The sequence below is a fragment of the Algoriphagus sediminis genome (assembly GCF_030403435.1).
GTDB classification, from domain to species: domain Bacteria; phylum Bacteroidota; class Bacteroidia; order Cytophagales; family Cyclobacteriaceae; genus Algoriphagus; species Algoriphagus sediminis.
The window spans coordinates 238,428-257,913 of the sequence record NZ_JAUEPH010000002.1 but is presented as its reverse complement, the minus strand read 5'-3'; the positions used below and the strand labels follow the sequence as shown (position 1 = coordinate 257,913).

Sequence of the window (19,486 nt, the reverse complement as noted above, 5' to 3'; positions counted from 1 at the left end):
GGCGAGGTGACGAAATGTGTGTTTTAATGCAACTGATAGGGATAATTTGCCGATTTCAGGGATGAAATGTCAGCGAAAATCTTTTACTATTTGTTCTGCTACATTTAGATTTCCTCGGGATACCGGGACTTCAACTCCGAGATTTTCCGAAATAAGCGAACCCTTTCCCTGGTCTTTTTTAAGCCTCGAAAAATGGGGTCGGTTGATTAAATATGAACGATGGACATTTATGAAATTCTCTCCCGGAAGCTGTTTCGATATAAGGGCCAAGGTACTTCTGATGAGGACACTTCTTATTTCTGAATCTTTTGTAAAAAATACTTCTACATAATTTCCACTGGACTGAAAATAGATTAAATCAAATTCCAAAAACCGATACGTTTCACCTCTATTTTGCCCATGAATTTCAATCGTTTTTTCTTCTGTTTTTTGGGTAACCGATTTTGATTTTTCCAGAAGTGCCTTTTGCTCAGCATCAAAATATCGCCAAAACAGGATGAGCATTAAAGGAAGAATTCCAATGGCGAATGAAAAAATTATAAAATCCGTAAAGTGTGTCCATGCGGTGTCAGGACTGATGAATGCAATAAAGTAGATAAAGCAAACAATCGAGATCAGAAAGAAAATCAAACTTAGATTCAGAGTTTCCCTTAAGAGGGTTGGGCTATCCTCTTTCTGCAGAAACAAAAATCCAGTCTTTAATGGAAAATAAGCGATAAAAACAACCACACCGTAACCCAAAAGGAGTTGATCTTTATAAAGAAAATTGTCCTCATAAGTTCCAAATGGCTGGAAAACATAAATAAAGGCCCCAACGAATAATCCCAAAAACAAAGCCTCAAAAAACTGAGATCTAACAGTTTGCTGGGGAAGCTTTTGGGTAAATATATCAACAATGCGTTTTAGCATTTATTTCTATTAGAGTTTCTGACTGCTAACATTTCAAATGTCAGCACCCCATATTTATTGTCTCAATTCTGCTGCTTCCTTCAAAATCAAAAATGGTTCAGCTCGAATTTGCATTGGTCCTTGCAGTGGCTGACTCATGACGATTAGGAAATAAATAATTGTACCTATAAATCCAGAATACAGAGCTAAGAAAAAAATCGTAATTCTATCCGGGCGATAAACCGCAAACAAAATCATGGTAATAAAAAGGCCTCCAGCGGAAGTAATAAAGACTTGTGGGATCGACTGTCTGGTTTGATATATTCTCACTTGCATGTAATTCGAGAGGAAATCTACATCTTCAAGCATGGCCGACTTTAAATACTCCTGTTGTGGACTCTTAGGTTCTAAATCCTGCAAGCTGTAATAAATTTGTCTATAAGTTTCAGTGGTTTTGGTATCGAAAAGACTTTTACTATCAGGAATCCACCCCTCCTCTAAAACAGAATCTACATATTCAACGAGTAAATCTTTTATTGTTTCCGCATTTTGACCACCGTACGCATTTAAATCTACATAAATATCAACTAGATGTGTGGCTTCGGAAATCAGGGCATCCTTTATTTGATAATAAACGATTCGTTCATTGGCAAAAGTGAAAGAAAGAATAAGTGCCAAAAGAGAGGCTGAGGTACGGAATAGTACCCTTCCGGCTCGTTCATGCTCTTTGGTTAGATACTTTTTAAAAAGTCTGTGAGAGATGAGATAAACAGATACTGCAAAAGCAACAACCATTAGCACAAATAGAACTAATCCGGTTATTAAAGGAGTGTCTAGAAAAAATGAATACATTTTGTTGTTAACTCAATGCTTAAATAAAGCAGTCTTTATTCTCATTTCAAAAAAATAACGTTGGATACAGGGCACTAAAAACCCCGAAGAATTAATCTCCAGGGTTTAACGGGTGATCAACAAATTAATTAAAACTGAATCTTACCAATTATTATACTTGAGCCCTCTCCGGTGGTAGGATTAAAGAAGCCTCTTACTTTTCCTTTTCCGGTAGCCCCATCAAACCTTCCCGTACCTCCTATTATCTCCACCTCTGCTTCGAAATTAAATCGTATCTCAGAAATGGGAGTCACCGCATTTCCTATATTCTTAAACCACACGGAGTTCCCCCTCTTATCTGTAGTAATAGAACTCACTTCATCAGGTATATTTTTAATTCCTAATGCAGCTAGCTCGTCAGCATAAAATTGAGTAACAGGTGCAGCTATTGTTCCTTGTTGACCATTTTCATCTATGGTGGCCTGCTGATTAATAAAGGTTAGAGCTTTGCCCATGAAAGTGGCATTTCCCTCACCTACCCCAGGAAAGAAAAGGGCGAAGTCATCGGGAGAAGTTACTCGATCACCGTTTGGTTGCCTGGGATCGAGTTGATTGCTGAATCTTTCAAAATAAAAGCGGGTTGCTTTCTTGTCAAAATTCCATCGTCTTTCATTTTCTCCACCTTGGGATTCATCAATTTCAATAAGTTCAGATTCAGGTTCAACTGGCTCCTGATTCACATCCATGTTGCTCATACAGGAGGACACAACAAATATCAAAACCAGGGCGATAATGGAATTAAAAGTTAATAATCTTCTCATTTTACAGTTATTAGGGTGATGGTTAAGTCAATAATGAAAAAACTAGCTTTTCATATAAATATTTTCGCATTTGATATCAATAAAAATGCCAATAACTCAAAATAATACAATTTTCAAGGCTGAAAACCCCAAATAAAGATTAGCGACATAACAAATGTAATTTTTCAAAGATAATTTCAACAGTATCTTAGATTCGTAATCCTTTGATAATCAGTAGTAAGCCAGCAAGAAAGTTTTTTTTATCTTGGTAAACCAATGACAGATTTTAGATGAATTCCTCCGGATATTCAGGCACTCCTCTCGTGAAAAAACTTGGAATTAAGGAAGGTTTTAGGCTTAGAATAGTCCATCCACCAGATGGGTATTTTAGTTTTTTCGCAGATTTACCTCAAAACTTAGAGTTTCTTGAAGACGATGAATCAAAAGTAGACTTCATCCATTATTTTGTAATCGACGCATCAAAACTCCAAAATGAAATTGGTTTTCTGAAGGGTCTGATAGAGGAAAGTGGGATGATCTGGATTTCCTGGCCTAAAAAATCATCAAAAATCAAATCAAACCTTGATGGTAATAAAGTAAGAGAAATCGGTCTTAAAGCAGGGTTAGTGGATATAAAAGTCTGTGCGGTAAATGAAATTTGGTCGGGATTGAAGTTTGTGATCCCTGTAAAGGATAGAGGTTTGTAAAGTCTGATTGAATCAAAAATGGAATTAAAAGAATTTTACAACCGTCTAAGCGAGCAAGATAGAGCACTATTTATGACCATAAGTGATGTTATTCATTTAATGGATAAAACAGTAAACTCAACCGTTGGAGATGTAATGGGCAAGGAGGGTTTGGTCTTTAATCAGGATGGAGTTTTTAAATATGGTCTGGTCAAAACCCAAAAACATTACACGTTCCATTCCATGGTGATGTATGCCTTCCCGGATACTATTGAGGAATTCAAGGCAGGTTCAAAAGGAATTAAATTTCAAAAAGGCTGTTTTAATTTTTCTTCAGCGGATAGGCTAGACCTGGACCTTTTTGAAGCATTTATAGAAAAATCAGCAGAGAAGGACTTCACCCCTATCGTAAAAAAGTATCAGGCCAAACGAAAATAATCCAAACAATAAAAAGATTGATCGACCACTCAAAGATTTTCATCAATAGCATAGCCGAATTGAGGGCATGGTTAGAAAAAAATCATGACTTGAAAGAAAGCATTTGGCTGGTAAGGTGGAAAAAGGGGGCTGGTAAAAACTATGTCAGCTACTCTGATATAGTCGATGAATTGTTGTGTTTTGGCTGGGTAGACAGTTTGCCTCGAAAACTCAATGAAGAACAAACCATGATCAGGATTTCACCTCGAAATCCTAGAAGCAATTGGTCCAAAATAAACAAAGAAAAAGCAGAGCGGCTGATAAAAACAAATCGAATGGAAAAAGCCGGATTCACTTCGATAAAAAAGGCAAAGGAAAATGGGTCATGGGATTTTCTCGATGATGTTGAGGCCTTGATTATCCCTCATGATTTAAAAATAGCCCTCAAAGAATATCCGGAAGCAGAAAGGTTTTTCAAAAAGTTTCCAAAGTCTTCAAAACGGGGAATTCTAAAGTGGATTAAATCTGCAAAAACTGACTCCACAAGACAGAAAAGAATTAGGCAGACTGCCGAAAAAGCAGCTTTAAACATTAAAGCCAATCATCCCAAGGGAAGAGATAAAGGACCCGTTTAAGGATTTTTTTTAAATTGTTGGTTTCAACCCACCCTTCCCACTGTGAAAGAAAAAACCGTTGGTCTTACCGGATTACTTTCAGTAGTTATTCTGATTTTATCCCTGCTGGTCTTTGGGGTTTTAAATAATCAATTCAGCTTTTTGAATGATTTTATTAGTATGCTTGGTGCCAAAGGCCAACCAAACTCCGTACTTTTTAATTTTTTTGGTTTTGTCATTGTTGGATTTCTCTTGTTTCTCTTTGGCTGGGGCTACGGACAACTCCAGAATGATCGTTTATTAGCTATCCTTCTATCCATTTTCGGATTAGGATTTGCCGTTACGGCAATTCCCATAGATTTTGATCAAGAGACCTCTCCGGTTTCCAAAGCTCATATAGTTTCCATTTGCATTGGCTTGGCTTTTTGGTTTTTTGGACTGTCTAGAATGGGTTCAAATCCTAATCTCCCTCAGAAAATTAGAAAAAGGGCAAATTTAACGGCCGGAGTTTTAGCAACAGCAATGATTGGATTCACCCTTGGCTTTTGGTCAATGCCTATCACTCACCGTTTGATTTTTGGAATTGTATTCGGCTGGACAGGATGGACTTCAATCGAATTAGTGCTGAACAAAAATAAATCTTCACATGCCCAGGCCAAAATCCAAGGAGGAAATGCTTCTCTTAAGTGAAGAAAATTTTAAGAAACTTAAGAAACTGGTGGACTCTTTATCACCAGAGGAGCAAAAGATGGAATTCAAAACAAACACTTTAAATCGAAATATCAGGGATGTTTTAGCTCACCTTCATCATTGGCATCTTATGGTGATGGATTGGTATGAGGTAGGCATGCGGGGTGAGAAACCAAGCATTCCTGCAAAGGGCTACACTTGGAAAACCTTGCCTGAATTCAATAAATGGATTAATGACAAGTACACCCAAACTGATCTGGAGAAGGTAAAAAAAATGCTTGATCGTTCTTTTGGGCAAGTTCGTAACATCATTGATTCACATAGCAATGAAGAGCTTTTTGAAAAGAAAAGGTATAATTGGACGGGTTCAACTTCTCTTGGAGCCTACCTAATTTCAGCTACTTCCAGCCATTATGATTGGGCTATCAAGTTGATAAAAAGAGGAATCAAATAATAAAACGAATTTCTCAACAGTTCCAAAACACAGCAACCTTGAAGGTAAAAAGCAATCTTCCAGAATTCGTTTCTTTGAGTTCTTTGGATGAAAAAGTGAACACATCACGGACCATGGAATTCTATTCCGACTTCAAAACGACCGAAGGGTTTGCCTTATTTAAATAAATCATTTGATAGGCTCCTGTAAGCAAAACTACAATGAACAATAAGGCAATACTTACACCTACCGGAAAAAGACCTACTCCACTGTGAAAAGCGAAAAAACTGTCCAAAAATCCTCCAACGGCATACCATGCAAGCCCTCCACCTAGAACAGCTGAGAGGCTTCCTAATAAAAGATACCGACGAACCAAACCTACTGCCAGCCCCGGAGTACCGGCTCCATAAACCTTCCTCACACAGTAGTCCTTGATTCTGGCTTTTAGATTCAATGAAACAAGGCCAAACAAACCCATGGCAGCTAAAATTATACACAATCCTGCAGCCACCAAGAGAACATTCTGAACTCCCCGAGCATCATTTATAGCGCCGTCAAAAACCTGCGACTGGAATTGCCCCGTGAATAGGTCTTTTGGGAAAATTTCTCGCCAAATCGCTCTGACTTCTTCCATGGCTTCCTGGTCATTTCCAGCGCTAAAACTCAGAGTCAAATGGTCAAAATCTTTGGTATTGCTTGCTTTCATAACCATAGGCTCCACTTCAGACTGGAAGTAGATCGTATGAAAATCTTTAACCACACCAACTATCCTATGGTCCACGCTATCGATTTCTACAATAGACTCAATTGGATACAAGAGCCCTGATTCCTTGACAAAAGTCTCATTGACCAGGATGGAAGTTTCGTGATCAGCAGGAACCAATTCGTCCAGAGATTGACCCGTAAGAAGTTCTACACCCATTTCGGTTAAGTAATCTGGATCTGACAAAAGAAATTGAGTAGAAATTTCAGTATCCCCAACTTTCATCTCATTTGTATTAATCCAATTTCCGATAAATGAATTACTCCCTGCAGTACTGATCACCTTAGAATTGTTTTGAATTTGGTTTTCCAAAACCTGAAATTTAGTTGGATCAGGAACATTCAAAATGATTTTATTCTCGCTGTCATATCCCCATTCGCGTTCAGCATTTTGGGCATTTGTTTGCACGAAAGCCAATCCTCCAATTATCCCGATAATAGCCAGAGTGAATTGCAAAGTGAGAAGAGTTTGAGTTATCCAACCTTTTTTACCAACTGCCGCCTTCTGCTTGAGAATGGTAATTGGCTTAAACGAAGAGATGTATATGGCGGGATAGATTCCAGAAGCGATGGTAAGAAAAAGTAAAAGTGCACCTAACCAAGCCCAGACCATCCAATTACCAAGTAAGTCCAATTGGAGATTTTTGAATGCAATGGAATTAAATCCCGGTAAGAAGAAGGCACTCGCTATCAAGCAACCAAATACAATTGCCCCAAGGCAAACAAGAAAATTCTCACTCAGATATTGTAGGATCAATTGGAACCGACTGACACCAATTACTTTTCTCACTCCGATTTCCTTTAGCCTTTTTGTGGCCATAAGAATCGAAATATTAACATAATTGAAAATGGCCAAAACCAGAATAAACCCGGCTATGGTGGCTAAAAGGATGATTGGACCCTGCCCCATAAAACCAATCACTCCATTATCAATTTTGGAAGCCATAGGAACCAATTCTGTGAATGGTATGGTACTTATTTCCAAATATGGTTGATCCAAATTAATCCGGTTTTGACTGGACTGAATTTGATCAAAAGTCGATTTCAGGTTAGCAAGCTCTGATTCATTCTTTAACTGGATAAAAGTCCAGCACTCTTTCTTCCATTGATCCTGTAAGATCAAATCTTCATTTTTGGACCAAATCAAATCAAATCGGGCCAACACCTCAAATTCAAAAATCTCAATATCCTTCAAGGGCTCCAAAACTGCAGCTACTTTAAAGAATTTCTCTTCTTCTGCGATGACCAATGAAATTTCTTGCCCTATGGCAGGAGAATCGCCGAAAAGTCTTTCTGCAAATTCAGAAGATAAAATAACTTGGGTAGGATCTTCCAAGGCGCCAGAATAACCGCTTTGAATGTCATAACTGAACATCTCCATGTAATCAGAGTCTACAAATTGAGTCCTTGGGAAATAGGTTTCATTGTTATGGATTAACACATTGGATCCCCTCCAAACCCTGGTTAAGCCCTGATATTTTGAAGATGAAGCATTTAGTAATTCATAGGCTGGCTCCGCAATCGTTCCTTTTGTGACTATTCCTTCATCTTGCTCTACCTTGTACACAATTTGATAGAGCTCATTCTTATTTTTCTGATTTACACCCTTAAACCAAATCTGCTCAGTAAAAAGGTAAGCCACAAGACTGCAGGCCACGGCAGTTGATAGCCCAAAAACAGAAATAAAAGTGGTTAGTTTTTGATTGCGGAGATTTCTCCAGCCTAATTTGAAATAGCTTTTGAACATGGCAGCTTGGGTATAGGATTGGTAAGTTGGTTTTCGTCTTCTAATATTGCTCCACCTGAAAAAAGTGATCACATGCCAGATGAATTTCCAACGGGCATAGGAAAGACCCTTTTCCTGGAGATTTAAATTGAAAAGTTCATAAGCATCACCTTCTATTTCCTCAAGCTTTTCTGGGTTGCAGTACCACTCCAAAAATCGAATGGCTAGCTTCGGCGGCTCATGTGAATGCTTAGTATCCATTAGAAAAATCTAGAGCAAAAGGCGGGAGTTGATCAAAAAGCTTATTCCTCATATTCCTCACGTCTTCCAGAGCCAAACGACCTGCTGAAGAAAGGACAAAAAGTCTTTTCCTTCTTCCGCCTCTTTCTTCAGTTGCACCACCCATCTTCGAGGTAAGCAAGCCCTTATCTTCCAAACGATTTAATACGGTATGAACAGCGCTGATATTAACTTTTCTACCCGTCTGTGCCTTAATCTCTTCCAATACAGAAACTCCATAAGCTTCTTGATCCAATATGCCAACAGTGAGTAAAACAAGTTCCTCAAACTCTCCTAAGTGGTATCTTTTCATTTATTCTACAAATATGAATCTAATATATTACTTTCATATTTGTAAAACAAAAAATCATAGAGAACACCTTTAATTAAATCACTTTTTTATCCTTATATTTTATTTAACCTTTTTCAACCGCCTATGAAAACCTATACCATCCTCGGAGCGAATGGAAACATTGCCAAATCGGTATCCAAACATCTCGCAGGAACTGAAAACCGAATCCGTCAATTCAGTCGAAATCCAAAAAAAACTAACCCTAACGACGAATTATTGTCTGGCGATCTACTAAATCCTAAAGATGTAAAAAAGGCAACTGACGGAAGCGATGTGGTCTTTCTTCTGGCGGGTCTTCAGTATTCTACTAAGGTTTGGAAGGATCAATGGCCTAAGGTCATGAAAAATACGATCGATGCTTGTGAGGTCTCTAATTCCAAACTAGTTTTTTTTGACAATATGTATGCCTTAGATCCGGAGCATATTGGTCATATCACAGAGGAGACTCCGTTTGGGGCGAAAGGACCAAAGGGAAAGGTCAGACAGGAAATCCTTGAGATGCTTTGGAAAGCTATAGATGAAAAAAGAGTTACTGCACTGGTAGCTCGGGCAGCTGACTTTTATGGTCCTGATGCACAAAATAGTATCCCGAATGAAATGATCTTTAATAAAATTCAAACTGGCAAAAACCCACAATGGCTTTATTCTGGAGATCGAGCACATTCTTTCACTTATATTCCAGATGCAGGATATGCTACCGCATTCTTATCCCAGCAAGATGATTCCTGGAATCAGACATGGAATCTTCCCACGTGCGAAGACTTTCCCTCCGCCAGTCAACTGGTAGATGAGGTAAATAAGCTTTTGGGATCAAATAAAAAATTAACAGTCCTACCTGCTCTAGGGGTGAATATCTTGGGTTTATTTGTCCCTATACTCAAAGAAATGAAAGAAAACCGATATCAATTGGATCAAGACTATCGGTTTTACTCAGGAAAAATCGCAAAAAAATATAACCTCCACCCTACTCCTCTAGAAATAGGTTTGAAAAGAAGTTTAAACCTAATGGAATGATCATTAGTTACTTATACACGAATTTTTGGCCTCGGTAAATTCATTATTGAAATGAGTCCGTTGCTTTACAAATAAGTTAAGGTTTAAATCATGAGTTGCGCTTTTTTACTTATTGAATTATCTTATGAGGCTGATCCCCAAATAGTTTCTCCAGTAAAACAAAACATTAACCGTCAATAGGGATGAAAAAAACTCTACTTTACCTCTTATCCATTGGGCTTTTAGCTTCTGGTTGTTTTGGTCAGAAGGATTACGTAGCTGAATATGATTACAACTACCAAGGCTCTTTCAAAAACTACAAAACTTATTCTTTTCTCGAGTCTGAGGTTAAAGACACTTTGTTGATTACCCCCATCATGAATTCCACCATCGGAGCAAGGCTTGGGTCTCAGGGATATATAGAAAAGGAAGAGAGACCAGACATGCTGGTAAGTTATAAGGTGTTTTTTGACTCCATCCGCTACAGGGGGTATGTTCAGCCTGAGCTGGAATATTGGCTTCAAAGAACGGGTTACACGTACCGAGATGAAAATGGAGAATTACAAAAGGAGCAGGAAAAGGACGAAACCTACAACATGGTGAGATACAGCGAGAATAATGGTATGCTGGTGATTTATGTAATTGACAACAAGTATGGTAATACCATTTGGCAAGGGTACACTGCAGCTGCTTTCGATCCTTATTCTCCTGATTTTCAAGCGGACCTTACCCGTGCAGCATATAGGGTAATGAATGAATTCAAATTATTAAATCGGGAGAAAGGAGAATAACTTTGATTTCTTCCTTATTTTTTACTCTATCCCAAGAGGGTTCAACGTACCTAATGCATGCCTCATAATTACTTCTTGGAAGAAAAGCGTATAAATAGCCTGAGCAGCATCACCTTTGGCAGCCACTAGCTGTTGATTCGCGGTAGATAAGTCTACAAAGTTTGATAAACCAAGCCTGAATCGCTCACTTACTGCAGTTTGTGCCTCTTCGGCAGCCACCACCTGAACTCGTGTATTTTTCTCTTTTCGTATGGCAGCCTGATAATTTTGGTTAGCTAATCTTACGTCTTGATAAATACTTCTATCCAAAGCTTCTTTCCTCAATTCTTGATTTTTAAGCTGAACTCTGCTTCTCGTTACATTAAGTCTATTGTTCAGATTATTGAAAATGGGAATGCTTAATCTCATTCCAAGATTATTTTGTGGATAGATTGTAAGCAATTGTTCCTGGATGGACCGATCGTCCAGAGAAGTAAAAAAGGTACTGTAGTTGTAAAAGGCATTCAACCTTGGATAATACATGGCTTTATTTGCTTTTAGACTCTTCTCAGCAGAGTTGGTGAGTAGCTCCTGTTGTTTGATATCAACTCTATTTCCTAGGGCAATATCATAAAGCTCTACTGTGCTCATTCCCTCATAACTCATAGAATTTACAGCAGGATCCACTTCTATAATATCAGGAATGACTCCAGGTTCGAGCTGAAGGTATTCGCTCAAGTCCCAAAGATCATTTTCATACTGAATCTCTGCATCCACCACTGTGGATTCGACCCGAGCTACTTCAGACTGCTGATTATACTGATCCGCCAGAGTTCTGAGCCCTGCCTCTGTAAATCCGGTAATTTGCTCCAAAAGTGCCTTCTGGTTTTCAAGATTTTCATTGGCAATTCTAAGCAATTCCTTATCCAGCAAAACCTGAAGATATCTTCGAGCCACATCAAAAACTACTTGCTGAGCTGCTCTTTCCAGACCCATCTCACCAGCCTCCCAGGCTAGTTTTGAAGATTGGGTATCAAAAATTCTACGACCGGAATTAAATAAAGGCATCTCCAAATTCAGCCCACCAGAAATGATTTCATTGGTCACATTGGTCACCACTATCTCCCCTTCGATCTGCTGAAACTGCTGTCCAGACTGTCTTGAAAATGTAGTACCCACATTGACAGAAGGAAAGTGGGAAGCCAAGGCAGTTTGCTTCTCCTTTTTCAGAACTTCCTGCTGATTGGATTGGATTTGATAATCAAGATTTGCCTCCAGCGCGAGATTCACAGCAGTGGCAAAATCCATTTTTAAAGTGTCCTGAACAGCAAAAACAGGAGCACTAAATGAAAGGCAATAAATAAATATGAACAGCTTACGCATGTTGTATCGTTTCATCAGTTGTAACTTTACCATCTACAAGGTTGATCAATCTTGTTCCATAATCTGCATTGGAACGTGCGTGTGTGGCTTGAATTATCGTAGCCCCTTCACGATGTAATTCCTGGAAAACTTCCATGATTTCCTGTGCTTGTGCAGAGTGTAGGTTACCCGTAGGTTCATCCGCTAAAAGTACCTTTGGCTTACCCGCGATAGCTCTCGCGATGCCAACTAGCTGCTGCTGTCCACCAGAAAGCTGAGAAGGGAATAGATCTTTTTTGGCTACCATATTAAAGCGATCCAAAAGATTCGCGATAATACTTTTTCGCTCAGAGCTCGGCACCTTTCTATAAAGCAAAGGAGTCTCAATATTTTCGAAAACCGTCAGTTCATCGATTAGATGATAAGCCTGAAAAATATAGCCAAACTCACTCTTGTGAAGAGAGGATCGTTCCCTTTCCTTCATCCTGTGAATAGGTCTCCCATCAATCAGATACTCACCCTTATAATCATCATCGAGTAAACCGAGTATGTTCAATAGCGTGGACTTACCTGCTCCAGAAGGGCCCATAAGGGTAACAAACTCCCCTTCATTAATAGTCAGGTTTATGCCTTTAAGTATAAAAATCCGTTGGAATCTGGATTCGATGAACTTATCGAGTTCTCTTAATTCAATCATTGGTGAATGGTGTTAATTATTCGGTTTTTAAAGTTTTTGCTGGGTTGAGCTTGAAGACTTTCCAGGCCCGGTAAGAAATGGTTATGGTGGCCAAAGCTAGAACAACAAGTATTGAAATAACATAGGGCAAAGCGCCAATCTGTGTTCTATTTGCGAAATCCTGTAACCAGCTACTTGCAAACCACATCCCGAAACCAATGGCCATGACAGATGATACCAGGAGTAATTTGAAGAAGTCAGCTGATAAGACCTGAATGACATTGATTTGAGTAGCACCTAGTACTTTTCTGATACTTATTTCTCTTGTTCTTCTTAAGGCCACATATGAAACCAAGCCAAACAGTCCCATACATGCAATAAATATGGCAATACCTGAAAACAGTCCAAAAACCTGGCTAATCCTTTGTTCAGCATTATACATTTGACCATAAGCTGAATCCACAAATTCATAATTAAAGGGTCTACCTGGTGCAGTTTCCTTCCAGATTTCCTCAAGCTTAGCGAGATGTGGTGCAGGGTTTCCACCTGGAAGTCTTAGCAAAAGCACATTTGAATTATTAGGGTCGTTGAATATGACAAGTGGACCCACTGAATAGTGAAGGGAGTTGAAATAGAAGTCTTTCACTACACCTTTCACTCTTCCCATTCCAAATCCAAGGTTCACCGTCTTGCCTATCGCTTCCTCAGGGTCCCACCCCATCCGTCGAATGGCATTCTCATTGAATAAGACCGGATGGATAGATTCCCTTTCTTGGGCTTGCTGTCTAGTAGGGTCTGCATCAGAAAAATCTTCACCTGCCAATAACTCCAAGTCAAGAGTCTGGACAATATCCTTATCAACAGAATATCCTGTAATGGAAAAATCTTCAGGATTATCCCCTCCCGACATAATTGAGTATCCTGCTTGAATAAAAATAGGACTATTAGCCGCCTGAGCCCCCGAAATCGCAGAGCCAGAGCGCTTCATTTCTTCTACAAGAGTTCCTGCTTTATCTCTTAAAGAATAAGGATAATTGATCGAGATCAACTGTTCTTGATTGTAGCCAAGATTCACTTCTCGCATAAATGACAGCTGTGACTCAACCACAAATGTGGCTATCAAAAGTCCCATTGAAACAAAAAATTGAAAAACGACAAGTCCTTTTCTCACCCAGGCCCCTCCACCGAGTTTAATATTATTACCCAATGCCTTTATAGGCTCCATTCCTGAAAGAATTAGGGAAGGATAAATTCCAGCCAACAAACCTACCAGAACAACCAATCCAATCATCCCAAGAATGGAAATTGGACTAAGGAGATTTTGTGCTCCCACTTCAAATCCTACAAAATTTGAAAATTGTGGTGCCAAAACATAAATGGCGAGCAAGCTAAATAATAAGGAAGCAAATGTGAGAATCATCGACTCAGAAACAAACTGTCCGAAAAGCTGCCCCCTCATCGCTCCTAAAACTTTGCGAAGCCCAACTTCTTTGTTCCGCTCAGTGGCTTCAGCGGTAGCTAGATTCACATAATTTATAACACCAATGGCTATAAGAAGTAATGCTACGACTGCAAAAATATACAGGTACTTAATATCCGTGGTTGGCTTAATATTATTTAAAGATTGATCTCCAAGGTGTATATCAATCACCGGCTGCAGAAAAAATCCAGTTTCAATACCATATTCCCGCATCTCCTTTCCCAGATACTTTTCGCTCATGGTCGCAAGCTTTGACTCAAAAGCCTCCATATTGGTTCCCTCTTTTACCTTGACATAGGTATAGTAGTTACTGGGAGACCATTCAGGTTCTCTTCCATGTCGATGAGATTTGAAGGAAACGATAAAGTCAAAATCAATATGACTGTTTGAAGGGAAGTCTTCCATTACCCCTGTGATCAGGTATTCGCTGGTTTCCACCTTTAAGGTTTTTCCTTCAGCAGCGAATTCGGAACCAAAGTATCTCCGAGCGGTGGATTTAGTAAGCACCATTTGCCTGGGTTCAGAAAGGAAGGTTTGAGGATTGCCGACCAATACTTCAAAATCAAAAACATCAAAGAAATTTTCATCAGCATAGGCAAACTTCTTCTCTTCCTGCTGTTCGCCCTGATATTCGATGACCACCGATTGGAAAATGCTCAAGTCAAAAAGTAAAGTCGCCGCTTCTGCTTCATCAAACTCTTCCATGACTGTGGGTGGCAAGGAAGAAGGAGTACTACTCACCATTTCTCTTTCCTGAGAATCCGCAAAAAGCTGTGTAAAGCGATAAATTCGTTCAGAACCGGTATACATTCGATCATAACTCCACTCATGATGGATATACAAAGAAATCAGAATGAAACTCACCAAAGCCACGGTCAGCCCAAGTAAGTTAATCGCTGTGTAAAGCTTTCTCTTCTTGAGATTCCTAAAAGAAATTTTTAAATAGTTCTTCCACATGGATGGTCAGGTTAGCTGATTTTAGGTTTTCTGTAGTAGTAATAGTTGGTTTAGCTCTCAAAAGCATTTTCCTTATACCCCACTTTTGTGCCATAAAAAAAGCCCCAGAATATGCTTCTGAGGCTATTTTTTGGCTTAAGTGCCCGAATTCAGACGAACATTTTTGTTCGCTAACGAACAAAACTCATCCAACCAATCAGAACTTTCGGTATTTCGAATCCAAAAATTTGTTGGCTTCCTTCTCATCAAACTTTGCCTTTTTACTGTTCCAGTGCAAAGTCTGATTCGGAAATCTACCAGCTATAACTCCAAGGAGTATGGTTTCAGTCAATCGGGCTGAATAAGAGAATGGAGCGGTGGTCTCCCCAGTACCTAAGCAGGCATCCACAAACTGATGGTAATGCTTCTTGCTCTCGGATGCGTAATCCTTAACTGGCTTACCTAAATTATATTTCTCGATATCCATTTCCACATATTTCCCATCCACTATTTTTCGTGGTAATTGCTGAAAATGTGGTAAGAGTAACCTGCCCTTTTCTCCTAAAAACATAGCCCCCTGATCTGGCAATGGGTCTCCATTTGGAAGTTTCAAATCCTCATGCTCAGGTGGAGCACCGGGTCCGTCATACCATACCCATTTCAAAGTTTCTGCGGTGTATGGGGTAGATGGAAATTCATAAGTAACTGTATTATTTACAGGATAGCCAAAACCATTTGGTTCCCTGCATTCATTAATGATGGTCATTGGTACATCCAGTTGTAAGGCATTATACGGAGTATCAAAAATATGAACACCCATATCGCCTAGCGTTCCACAGCCGTAGTCCACCAACTGACGCCAATTTCCCGGATGATACACTCCTTCTTTGTATGGGCGTTCAGCTGAAGTTCCGAGCCAAAGATTCCAATCTAATGTCTCCGGAATCGGGTCACTACCTACTGGAGGAGGACCATCATATCCCCAATTTTTAGGTGACCAGGCCCGCACAGTGTGGACCTTTCCAATTATTCCATCTTGAATCAAAAGGGTCGCTAATTTATAATCATAAAAAGAGTGTACCTGGATGCCCATTTGGGTTACCAAATTCTTTTTAGCCGCCAATTTATTCATCGCGCGAGCCTCCTTGACGTGGTGAGTAAGCGGTTTTTGACAATAGACAGGCTTATCCATTTTCATGGCCATCATAGAAGCCGGTGCATGAGTGTGATCAGGAGTAGAAACAATAACCGCATCAATCTCATCTTTCATATCCTTCAGCATTTCCCGGTAATCAGCATACGTCTTGGCATTAGGAAACATGGCTTTGGCAGCATCAAGATTATTTTTATCTACATCCACCAAAGCGGTGACATCCACCAGTTCATGAGAGGAGATAGCTTTCAAGTCTTCCATTCCCATATTTCCCACTCCGATGTGAGCTGTTCTAAGTCTTCCATTCGCTTTGGCTTGCGCCAAAAGACTTGGGGCCAAAGCCAATCCCATTAAGCCTATGCCTGACTTCTTCAGAAATTCGCGCCTTTCCTGAGGCAGATTTTTATTACTCATTTGTCTATGATTTATGTTAATTCAATTCTTTGATTTGGATGTTTTTGAAGTATAGCACATCTCCGTGACCTAAAAACCCGATATGGCCCGAGCTTCTTTCCAGACCTGGATGTTCTCTCCCATCTGGAGTCCCACTTTTACTTGCCTCAAGATAATCCCCTTTAAGTATAGTAGTTCCATTTAAGATTACTTCAATTTTAGGATGTCTAACAATAACAGTTTGCTGGTTCCATTCCCCTACTGGTTTCAAGAACCCTCTTCTGGCAGGAATCACCCCGTACACTGAACCATGAAACTGATATTCTTTTAATTCAGCATACTTCGCTGCTCGATTATCCAATATTTGAAGTTCTTTCCCCACGTAAGCAGCATCTCCTTCTAATGGCGCATGAATTCCCAATCCGTTATTCGCACCTGGAGTGAGTTTGAATTCAAACTTCAAAATGAAATTGTCGTATTCCTTCTCGGTGTATAAATTTCCTCCACCATTATCCTCTGGATTAATAGCGATTACTCCATTTTCTACCGAATAGGATGTTTTGTTACCTACCCATCCTTCTAGATCCTTACCATTAAATAAGGAGGTAAATCCCTCATCTATTTTGCTTTGGCCGAAAGCCGGCAAAGCTGAAAAAATCATAAAAACACAAGCGAAAAACCGGAATTTTCGGGAAAACATAGGCTATTGGGTTGGGAATTCTCTAAAATAGGATAGATTTTTTTCAAATCATCCCAGCCTGCCAATTTTTATGTCAATGGACCCTTAGGAAGCCTATTCACTTTTTAGGACCTTCGCCGGATTTTCTCTGGAAGCAAAGTAAGAGTGCGACCCTACTATTAGCAAACATATCAATAACACCCCTAAACCAGAAAGTAGGAACATAATGTATGGCATGTTGATCCTGTTTTCAAAATCCTGCAACCAATCATTGAGGAAATAATAGGCAGGGTAAATAGCCAACAGAAAGGATATCCCAACCAAAAAAATGTATTCCTTACTGATTAAGAATAAGATTTGACCTAGGGATGCACCAAGTACTTTTCGAATGCTGATTTCTTTTGTTCTCTGTGCAATAGTAAAGCTGGACAATCCAAAAAGTCCTAGACAGGAAATAAGAATTGCCAATCCACAGGCCCAAGCCAGAATGTTCCTAATTTTCACATCCTGTAGATAAAATCTCTCTATTTCATCATCAAGAAACTTAAGTTCGGTGGTCTCCAGAGGAAAGTATTCCTTGAAAAGACCTTCTAATTGTGTTTTGGCCATGGCTAGATTTTGATCCCCACTTAGCTTTACATTCAGTTTCTGTACATATTCAGGATCATAAAAAATCAGCATCGGCCTGATTTCCTCTCGCAAGGTCCGGCTATGATAGTCATTGATCACACCAGCTACCTTTCTCGGTATTTCATTGAATGTGAGTGGCTGTCCTATAGCTTCAGATGGATCTTCAAAACCCATTTCTTTTGAAAGTGTCTCGTTAATTAAAACTTCAGCAGGAGAGTTATTATGTACGTTTCCAGCCAGTAACCTAAGCCCATTTACCCCAACGAAAGCTGAATCAGCATTTTTAACTTGGACATATAATTCCGATTCAGCGTTATCTTTTTGCATCATCAAATCCGAAGTCCAAAGACTAGTAGAAGAAACCAAGTCATTGCTTGGGCTAGCTCCTGATACAAAGGTTTGCTGTCGGACTCGATCTGTTAACTGCTCCACCTTATCAGTATTCGCCATAAAGGGAATTTCTAAATAAACCACAGCAGCTTTATCAAACCCTAATGGCCGATTAGACAAGAAGCTCATCTGATAGCTAATCGCGGAAACCAGGATAATGAATGTGATGGAGCTGGCAAACTGCAAAACAGTAAGGTTTTTACGAAGAAAAATCCCCAAGGAGAATTTATGTGATTGCTTTACCTCACCCATCAAAGCTCTTTGAGCTTGATATCCACCCAAAATGAGAGCAGGATATAAACCTGAAATCAAAGTCAAAACCACCACGAACCCAATAATGAAAGCTACATTTGGAGCAGTGATTAAGGTCAAATGGAATCCACCTGGTAAATAATCTTCAAAGGCTAGGCTCAGAACCTGTACCAAACCCATACCCAACAAAGTGGCTATAATCACAATCAGCAGTGTTTCAGTCAAAAACTGAAAAACCAACTGGACTCTATTGCTACCTAAGGTTTTCCTGATTCCTACCTCCTTAGATCTATTTATAGATTGGGCAGTTTCCAGATTAATAAAGTTCAGGCAAGCAAGGACTAGAATAATTACTCCAATCACTACCATCCCTTGTAGAAAGGATCTGGACACCCCCTGATTATTATATGTACCCTCAAAATGCATCTCTGAAAGAGGATGCATATCATGAGACCTACTGCTGCCTTCCTCGAAATCAGTATTCTTTTCGGTCACAGTCATGATGTCGGATAAGACTGATTCGACTGAGACATCTTTTGATTTCTTGATGAAAAGTTGATTGCTTGAATTGACATTAGTCCATGAATCTATTCCATACCAATTTTTTAATTCTGAACCCTCTATAGTGGCGAATGAAATAAAGTTCTTGAAAATAAAGTTGGAATTCGATTCTAAATCTTTCACTATTCCTGTGACTGTGGCGGGGATAGAATCCTGAGTATAAAAAATCAATTCTCGACCTAGTATCTCGTCCCATGTGGTATTTGGGAAATAGGAACTTGCCTGACTCTCTGCAAGGACTACTGAATTGGGATTTTCAAGTGCAGTTTCAGGATTGCCGGCCAGCCACTCGTAGTCAAAAAATCTAAAATATGAAGGCTCCATAAATGCAGTCTCATTATTTCTTCCCATGCTTTTATTTTGTTCGGGAAGAAGAACCATTGTTTGGTAGAGATAATAAAATGTGGTTTTATCCTCTATTCCTTTGACTTCATCCTGAATGACCTGTGCCAAGGGACCCGGAACACCTGAGTTCGGGTATTCATCCTCGACGAAGTAGGAAGTGGTAGTAACCCGATAAATTTGATCTACATCCTCATGGAAACTATCGAAACTATATGCAAACCAATTTACATTGAAAATCAAGAAGCAGATCGCAATACCTATGGATAAGCCAAGCACATGAATAATCGTCCTGACTTTATTCCGAAGGATATTTCTAAATCCAATTTTGAAGAAGTTAAAAAGCATAGGTCTCGCGTTTTATATGACTAAAGGAAGACTGAAGACAGAG

At 39.4% G+C, this 19,486-nt stretch carries 18 protein-coding genes; 7 read left to right on the top strand and 11 right to left on the bottom strand.

The window, feature by feature from the left end; genetic code table 11:
* Positions 1-69: 69 nt before the first annotated feature.
* The 3 genes from QVH07_RS04275 to QVH07_RS04265 all read right to left on the bottom strand — a co-directional run bounded on the left by QVH07_RS04275 (position 70) and on the right by QVH07_RS04265 (position 2,540).
* The gene (locus QVH07_RS04275; RefSeq protein WP_289998911.1) at positions 70-909 is read right to left on the bottom strand and encodes a LytR/AlgR family response regulator transcription factor; all 840 of its coding nucleotides are present in this window, start codon (positions 907-909) and stop codon (positions 70-72) included.
* 54 nt (positions 910-963) lie between these two features.
* A complete protein-coding gene (locus QVH07_RS04270; RefSeq protein WP_289998910.1) occupies positions 964-1,740 on the bottom strand; it encodes a bestrophin-like domain in 777 nt (258 codons plus the stop codon).
* A 128-nt stretch (positions 1,741-1,868) separates the two neighbouring features.
* Positions 1,869-2,540: a hypothetical protein gene (locus QVH07_RS04265; protein WP_289998909.1), complete on the bottom strand. Its 672-nt coding sequence runs from the start codon at positions 2,538-2,540 to the stop codon at positions 1,869-1,871.
* A 269-nt stretch (positions 2,541-2,809) separates the two neighbouring features.
* On the opposite strand from QVH07_RS04265, the gene QVH07_RS04260 reads away from it, so the two are divergent.
* From QVH07_RS04260 to QVH07_RS04240, 5 genes are read left to right on the top strand one after another with little or no spacing between them, the layout of a single operon-like run.
* A complete protein-coding gene (locus QVH07_RS04260; protein WP_289998908.1) occupies positions 2,810-3,226 on the top strand; it encodes a DUF3052 domain-containing protein in 417 nt (138 codons plus the stop codon).
* Positions 3,227-3,244: 18 nt separating this feature from the next.
* The gene (locus QVH07_RS04255; protein WP_289998907.1) at positions 3,245-3,643 is read left to right on the top strand and encodes a hypothetical protein; all 399 of its coding nucleotides are present in this window, start codon (positions 3,245-3,247) and stop codon (positions 3,641-3,643) included.
* Between the two features lie 17 nt (positions 3,644-3,660).
* A complete protein-coding gene (locus tag QVH07_RS04250) occupies positions 3,661-4,257 on the top strand; it encodes a YdeI/OmpD-associated family protein (RefSeq protein ID WP_289998906.1) in 597 nt (198 codons plus the stop codon).
* Between the two features lie 42 nt (positions 4,258-4,299).
* The gene (locus tag QVH07_RS04245; protein WP_289998905.1) at positions 4,300-4,926 is read left to right on the top strand and encodes a DUF998 domain-containing protein; all 627 of its coding nucleotides are present in this window, start codon (positions 4,300-4,302) and stop codon (positions 4,924-4,926) included.
* A complete protein-coding gene (locus QVH07_RS04240) occupies positions 4,910-5,380 on the top strand; it encodes a ClbS/DfsB family four-helix bundle protein (RefSeq protein WP_289998904.1) in 471 nt (156 codons plus the stop codon). The genes QVH07_RS04245 and QVH07_RS04240 overlap by 17 nt, the downstream gene beginning before the upstream one ends.
* Positions 5,381-5,501: 121 nt before the next feature.
* Here QVH07_RS04240 and QVH07_RS04235 read toward each other — a convergent pair whose 3' ends face one another.
* Positions 5,502-8,108 carry an FtsX-like permease family protein gene (locus QVH07_RS04235; RefSeq protein ID WP_289998903.1) on the bottom strand — a complete coding sequence of 869 codons (2,607 nt, stop codon included), beginning with the start codon at positions 8,106-8,108 and terminating at the stop codon, positions 5,502-5,504.
* Positions 8,098-8,439, bottom strand: coding sequence for a PadR family transcriptional regulator (locus tag QVH07_RS04230; RefSeq protein WP_289998902.1), 342 nt, complete (start codon positions 8,437-8,439; stop codon positions 8,098-8,100). The genes QVH07_RS04235 and QVH07_RS04230 overlap by 11 nt, the downstream gene beginning before the upstream one ends.
* A 123-nt stretch (positions 8,440-8,562) precedes the next feature.
* Here QVH07_RS04230 and QVH07_RS04225 point away from each other — a divergent pair, with 123 nt between their 5' ends.
* Together QVH07_RS04225 and QVH07_RS04220 are read left to right on the top strand one after the other, a co-directional pair.
* Positions 8,563-9,492, top strand: coding sequence for an NAD-dependent epimerase/dehydratase family protein (locus QVH07_RS04225; protein WP_289998901.1), 930 nt, complete (start codon positions 8,563-8,565; stop codon positions 9,490-9,492).
* 182 nt (positions 9,493-9,674) lie between these two features.
* Positions 9,675-10,262 carry a DUF4136 domain-containing protein gene (locus QVH07_RS04220; RefSeq protein ID WP_289998900.1) on the top strand — a complete coding sequence of 196 codons (588 nt, stop codon included), beginning with the start codon at positions 9,675-9,677 and terminating at the stop codon, positions 10,260-10,262.
* Between the two features lie 21 nt (positions 10,263-10,283).
* Here QVH07_RS04220 and QVH07_RS04215 read toward each other — a convergent pair whose 3' ends face one another.
* From QVH07_RS04215 to QVH07_RS04190, 6 genes are all read right to left on the bottom strand, one after another.
* Positions 10,284-11,624: a TolC family protein gene (locus QVH07_RS04215; RefSeq protein WP_289998899.1), complete on the bottom strand. Its 1,341-nt coding sequence runs from the start codon at positions 11,622-11,624 to the stop codon at positions 10,284-10,286.
* Positions 11,617-12,300 carry an ABC transporter ATP-binding protein gene (locus tag QVH07_RS04210; RefSeq protein ID WP_289998898.1) on the bottom strand — a complete coding sequence of 228 codons (684 nt, stop codon included), beginning with the start codon at positions 12,298-12,300 and terminating at the stop codon, positions 11,617-11,619. Before QVH07_RS04210 ends, QVH07_RS04215 begins: the two co-directional genes overlap by 8 nt.
* Before the next feature lie 16 nt (positions 12,301-12,316).
* The gene (locus tag QVH07_RS04205; protein WP_289998897.1) at positions 12,317-14,716 is read right to left on the bottom strand and encodes an ABC transporter permease; all 2,400 of its coding nucleotides are present in this window, start codon (positions 14,714-14,716) and stop codon (positions 12,317-12,319) included.
* Positions 14,717-14,912: 196 nt separating this feature from the next.
* Positions 14,913-16,262, bottom strand: coding sequence for a Gfo/Idh/MocA family protein (locus QVH07_RS04200; RefSeq protein WP_289998896.1), 1,350 nt, complete (start codon positions 16,260-16,262; stop codon positions 14,913-14,915).
* A gap of 16 nt (positions 16,263-16,278) precedes the next feature.
* The gene (locus QVH07_RS04195; RefSeq protein WP_289998895.1) at positions 16,279-16,941 is read right to left on the bottom strand and encodes a 3-keto-disaccharide hydrolase; all 663 of its coding nucleotides are present in this window, start codon (positions 16,939-16,941) and stop codon (positions 16,279-16,281) included.
* Positions 16,942-17,034: 93 nt separating this feature from the next.
* Positions 17,035-19,443, bottom strand: coding sequence for an ABC transporter permease (locus QVH07_RS04190; protein WP_289998894.1), 2,409 nt, complete (start codon positions 19,441-19,443; stop codon positions 17,035-17,037).
* Between the last annotated feature and the right edge of the window lie 43 nt (positions 19,444-19,486).

Bases quoted from the DNA above. Each gene is read 5' to 3' on its own strand.
- QVH07_RS04275 (WP_289998911.1), bottom strand. From the start codon at position 909: ATGCTAAAACGCATTGTTGATATATTTACCCAAAAGCTTCCCCAGCAA.
- QVH07_RS04270 (WP_289998910.1), bottom strand. From the start codon at position 1,740: ATGTATTCATTTTTTCTAGACACTCCTTTAATAACCGGATTAGTTCTA.
- QVH07_RS04265 (WP_289998909.1), bottom strand. From the start codon at position 2,540: ATGAGAAGATTATTAACTTTTAATTCCATTATCGCCCTGGTTTTGATA.
- QVH07_RS04260 (WP_289998908.1), top strand. From the start codon at position 2,810: ATGAATTCCTCCGGATATTCAGGCACTCCTCTCGTGAAAAAACTTGGA.
- QVH07_RS04255 (WP_289998907.1), top strand. From the start codon at position 3,245: ATGGAATTAAAAGAATTTTACAACCGTCTAAGCGAGCAAGATAGAGCA.
- QVH07_RS04240 (WP_289998904.1), top strand. From the start codon at position 4,910: ATGCTTCTCTTAAGTGAAGAAAATTTTAAGAAACTTAAGAAACTGGTG.
- QVH07_RS04235 (WP_289998903.1), bottom strand. From the start codon at position 8,108: ATGGATACTAAGCATTCACATGAGCCGCCGAAGCTAGCCATTCGATTT.
- QVH07_RS04230 (WP_289998902.1), bottom strand. From the start codon at position 8,439: ATGAAAAGATACCACTTAGGAGAGTTTGAGGAACTTGTTTTACTCACT.
- QVH07_RS04225 (WP_289998901.1), top strand. From the start codon at position 8,563: ATGAAAACCTATACCATCCTCGGAGCGAATGGAAACATTGCCAAATCG.
- QVH07_RS04220 (WP_289998900.1), top strand. From the start codon at position 9,675: ATGAAAAAAACTCTACTTTACCTCTTATCCATTGGGCTTTTAGCTTCT.
- QVH07_RS04215 (WP_289998899.1), bottom strand. From the start codon at position 11,624: ATGCGTAAGCTGTTCATATTTATTTATTGCCTTTCATTTAGTGCTCCT.
- QVH07_RS04210 (WP_289998898.1), bottom strand. From the start codon at position 12,300: ATGATTGAATTAAGAGAACTCGATAAGTTCATCGAATCCAGATTCCAA.
- QVH07_RS04205 (WP_289998897.1), bottom strand. From the start codon at position 14,716: ATGTGGAAGAACTATTTAAAAATTTCTTTTAGGAATCTCAAGAAGAGA.
- QVH07_RS04200 (WP_289998896.1), bottom strand. From the start codon at position 16,262: ATGAGTAATAAAAATCTGCCTCAGGAAAGGCGCGAATTTCTGAAGAAG.
- QVH07_RS04195 (WP_289998895.1), bottom strand. From the start codon at position 16,941: ATGTTTTCCCGAAAATTCCGGTTTTTCGCTTGTGTTTTTATGATTTTT.
- QVH07_RS04190 (WP_289998894.1), bottom strand. From the start codon at position 19,443: ATGCTTTTTAACTTCTTCAAAATTGGATTTAGAAATATCCTTCGGAAT.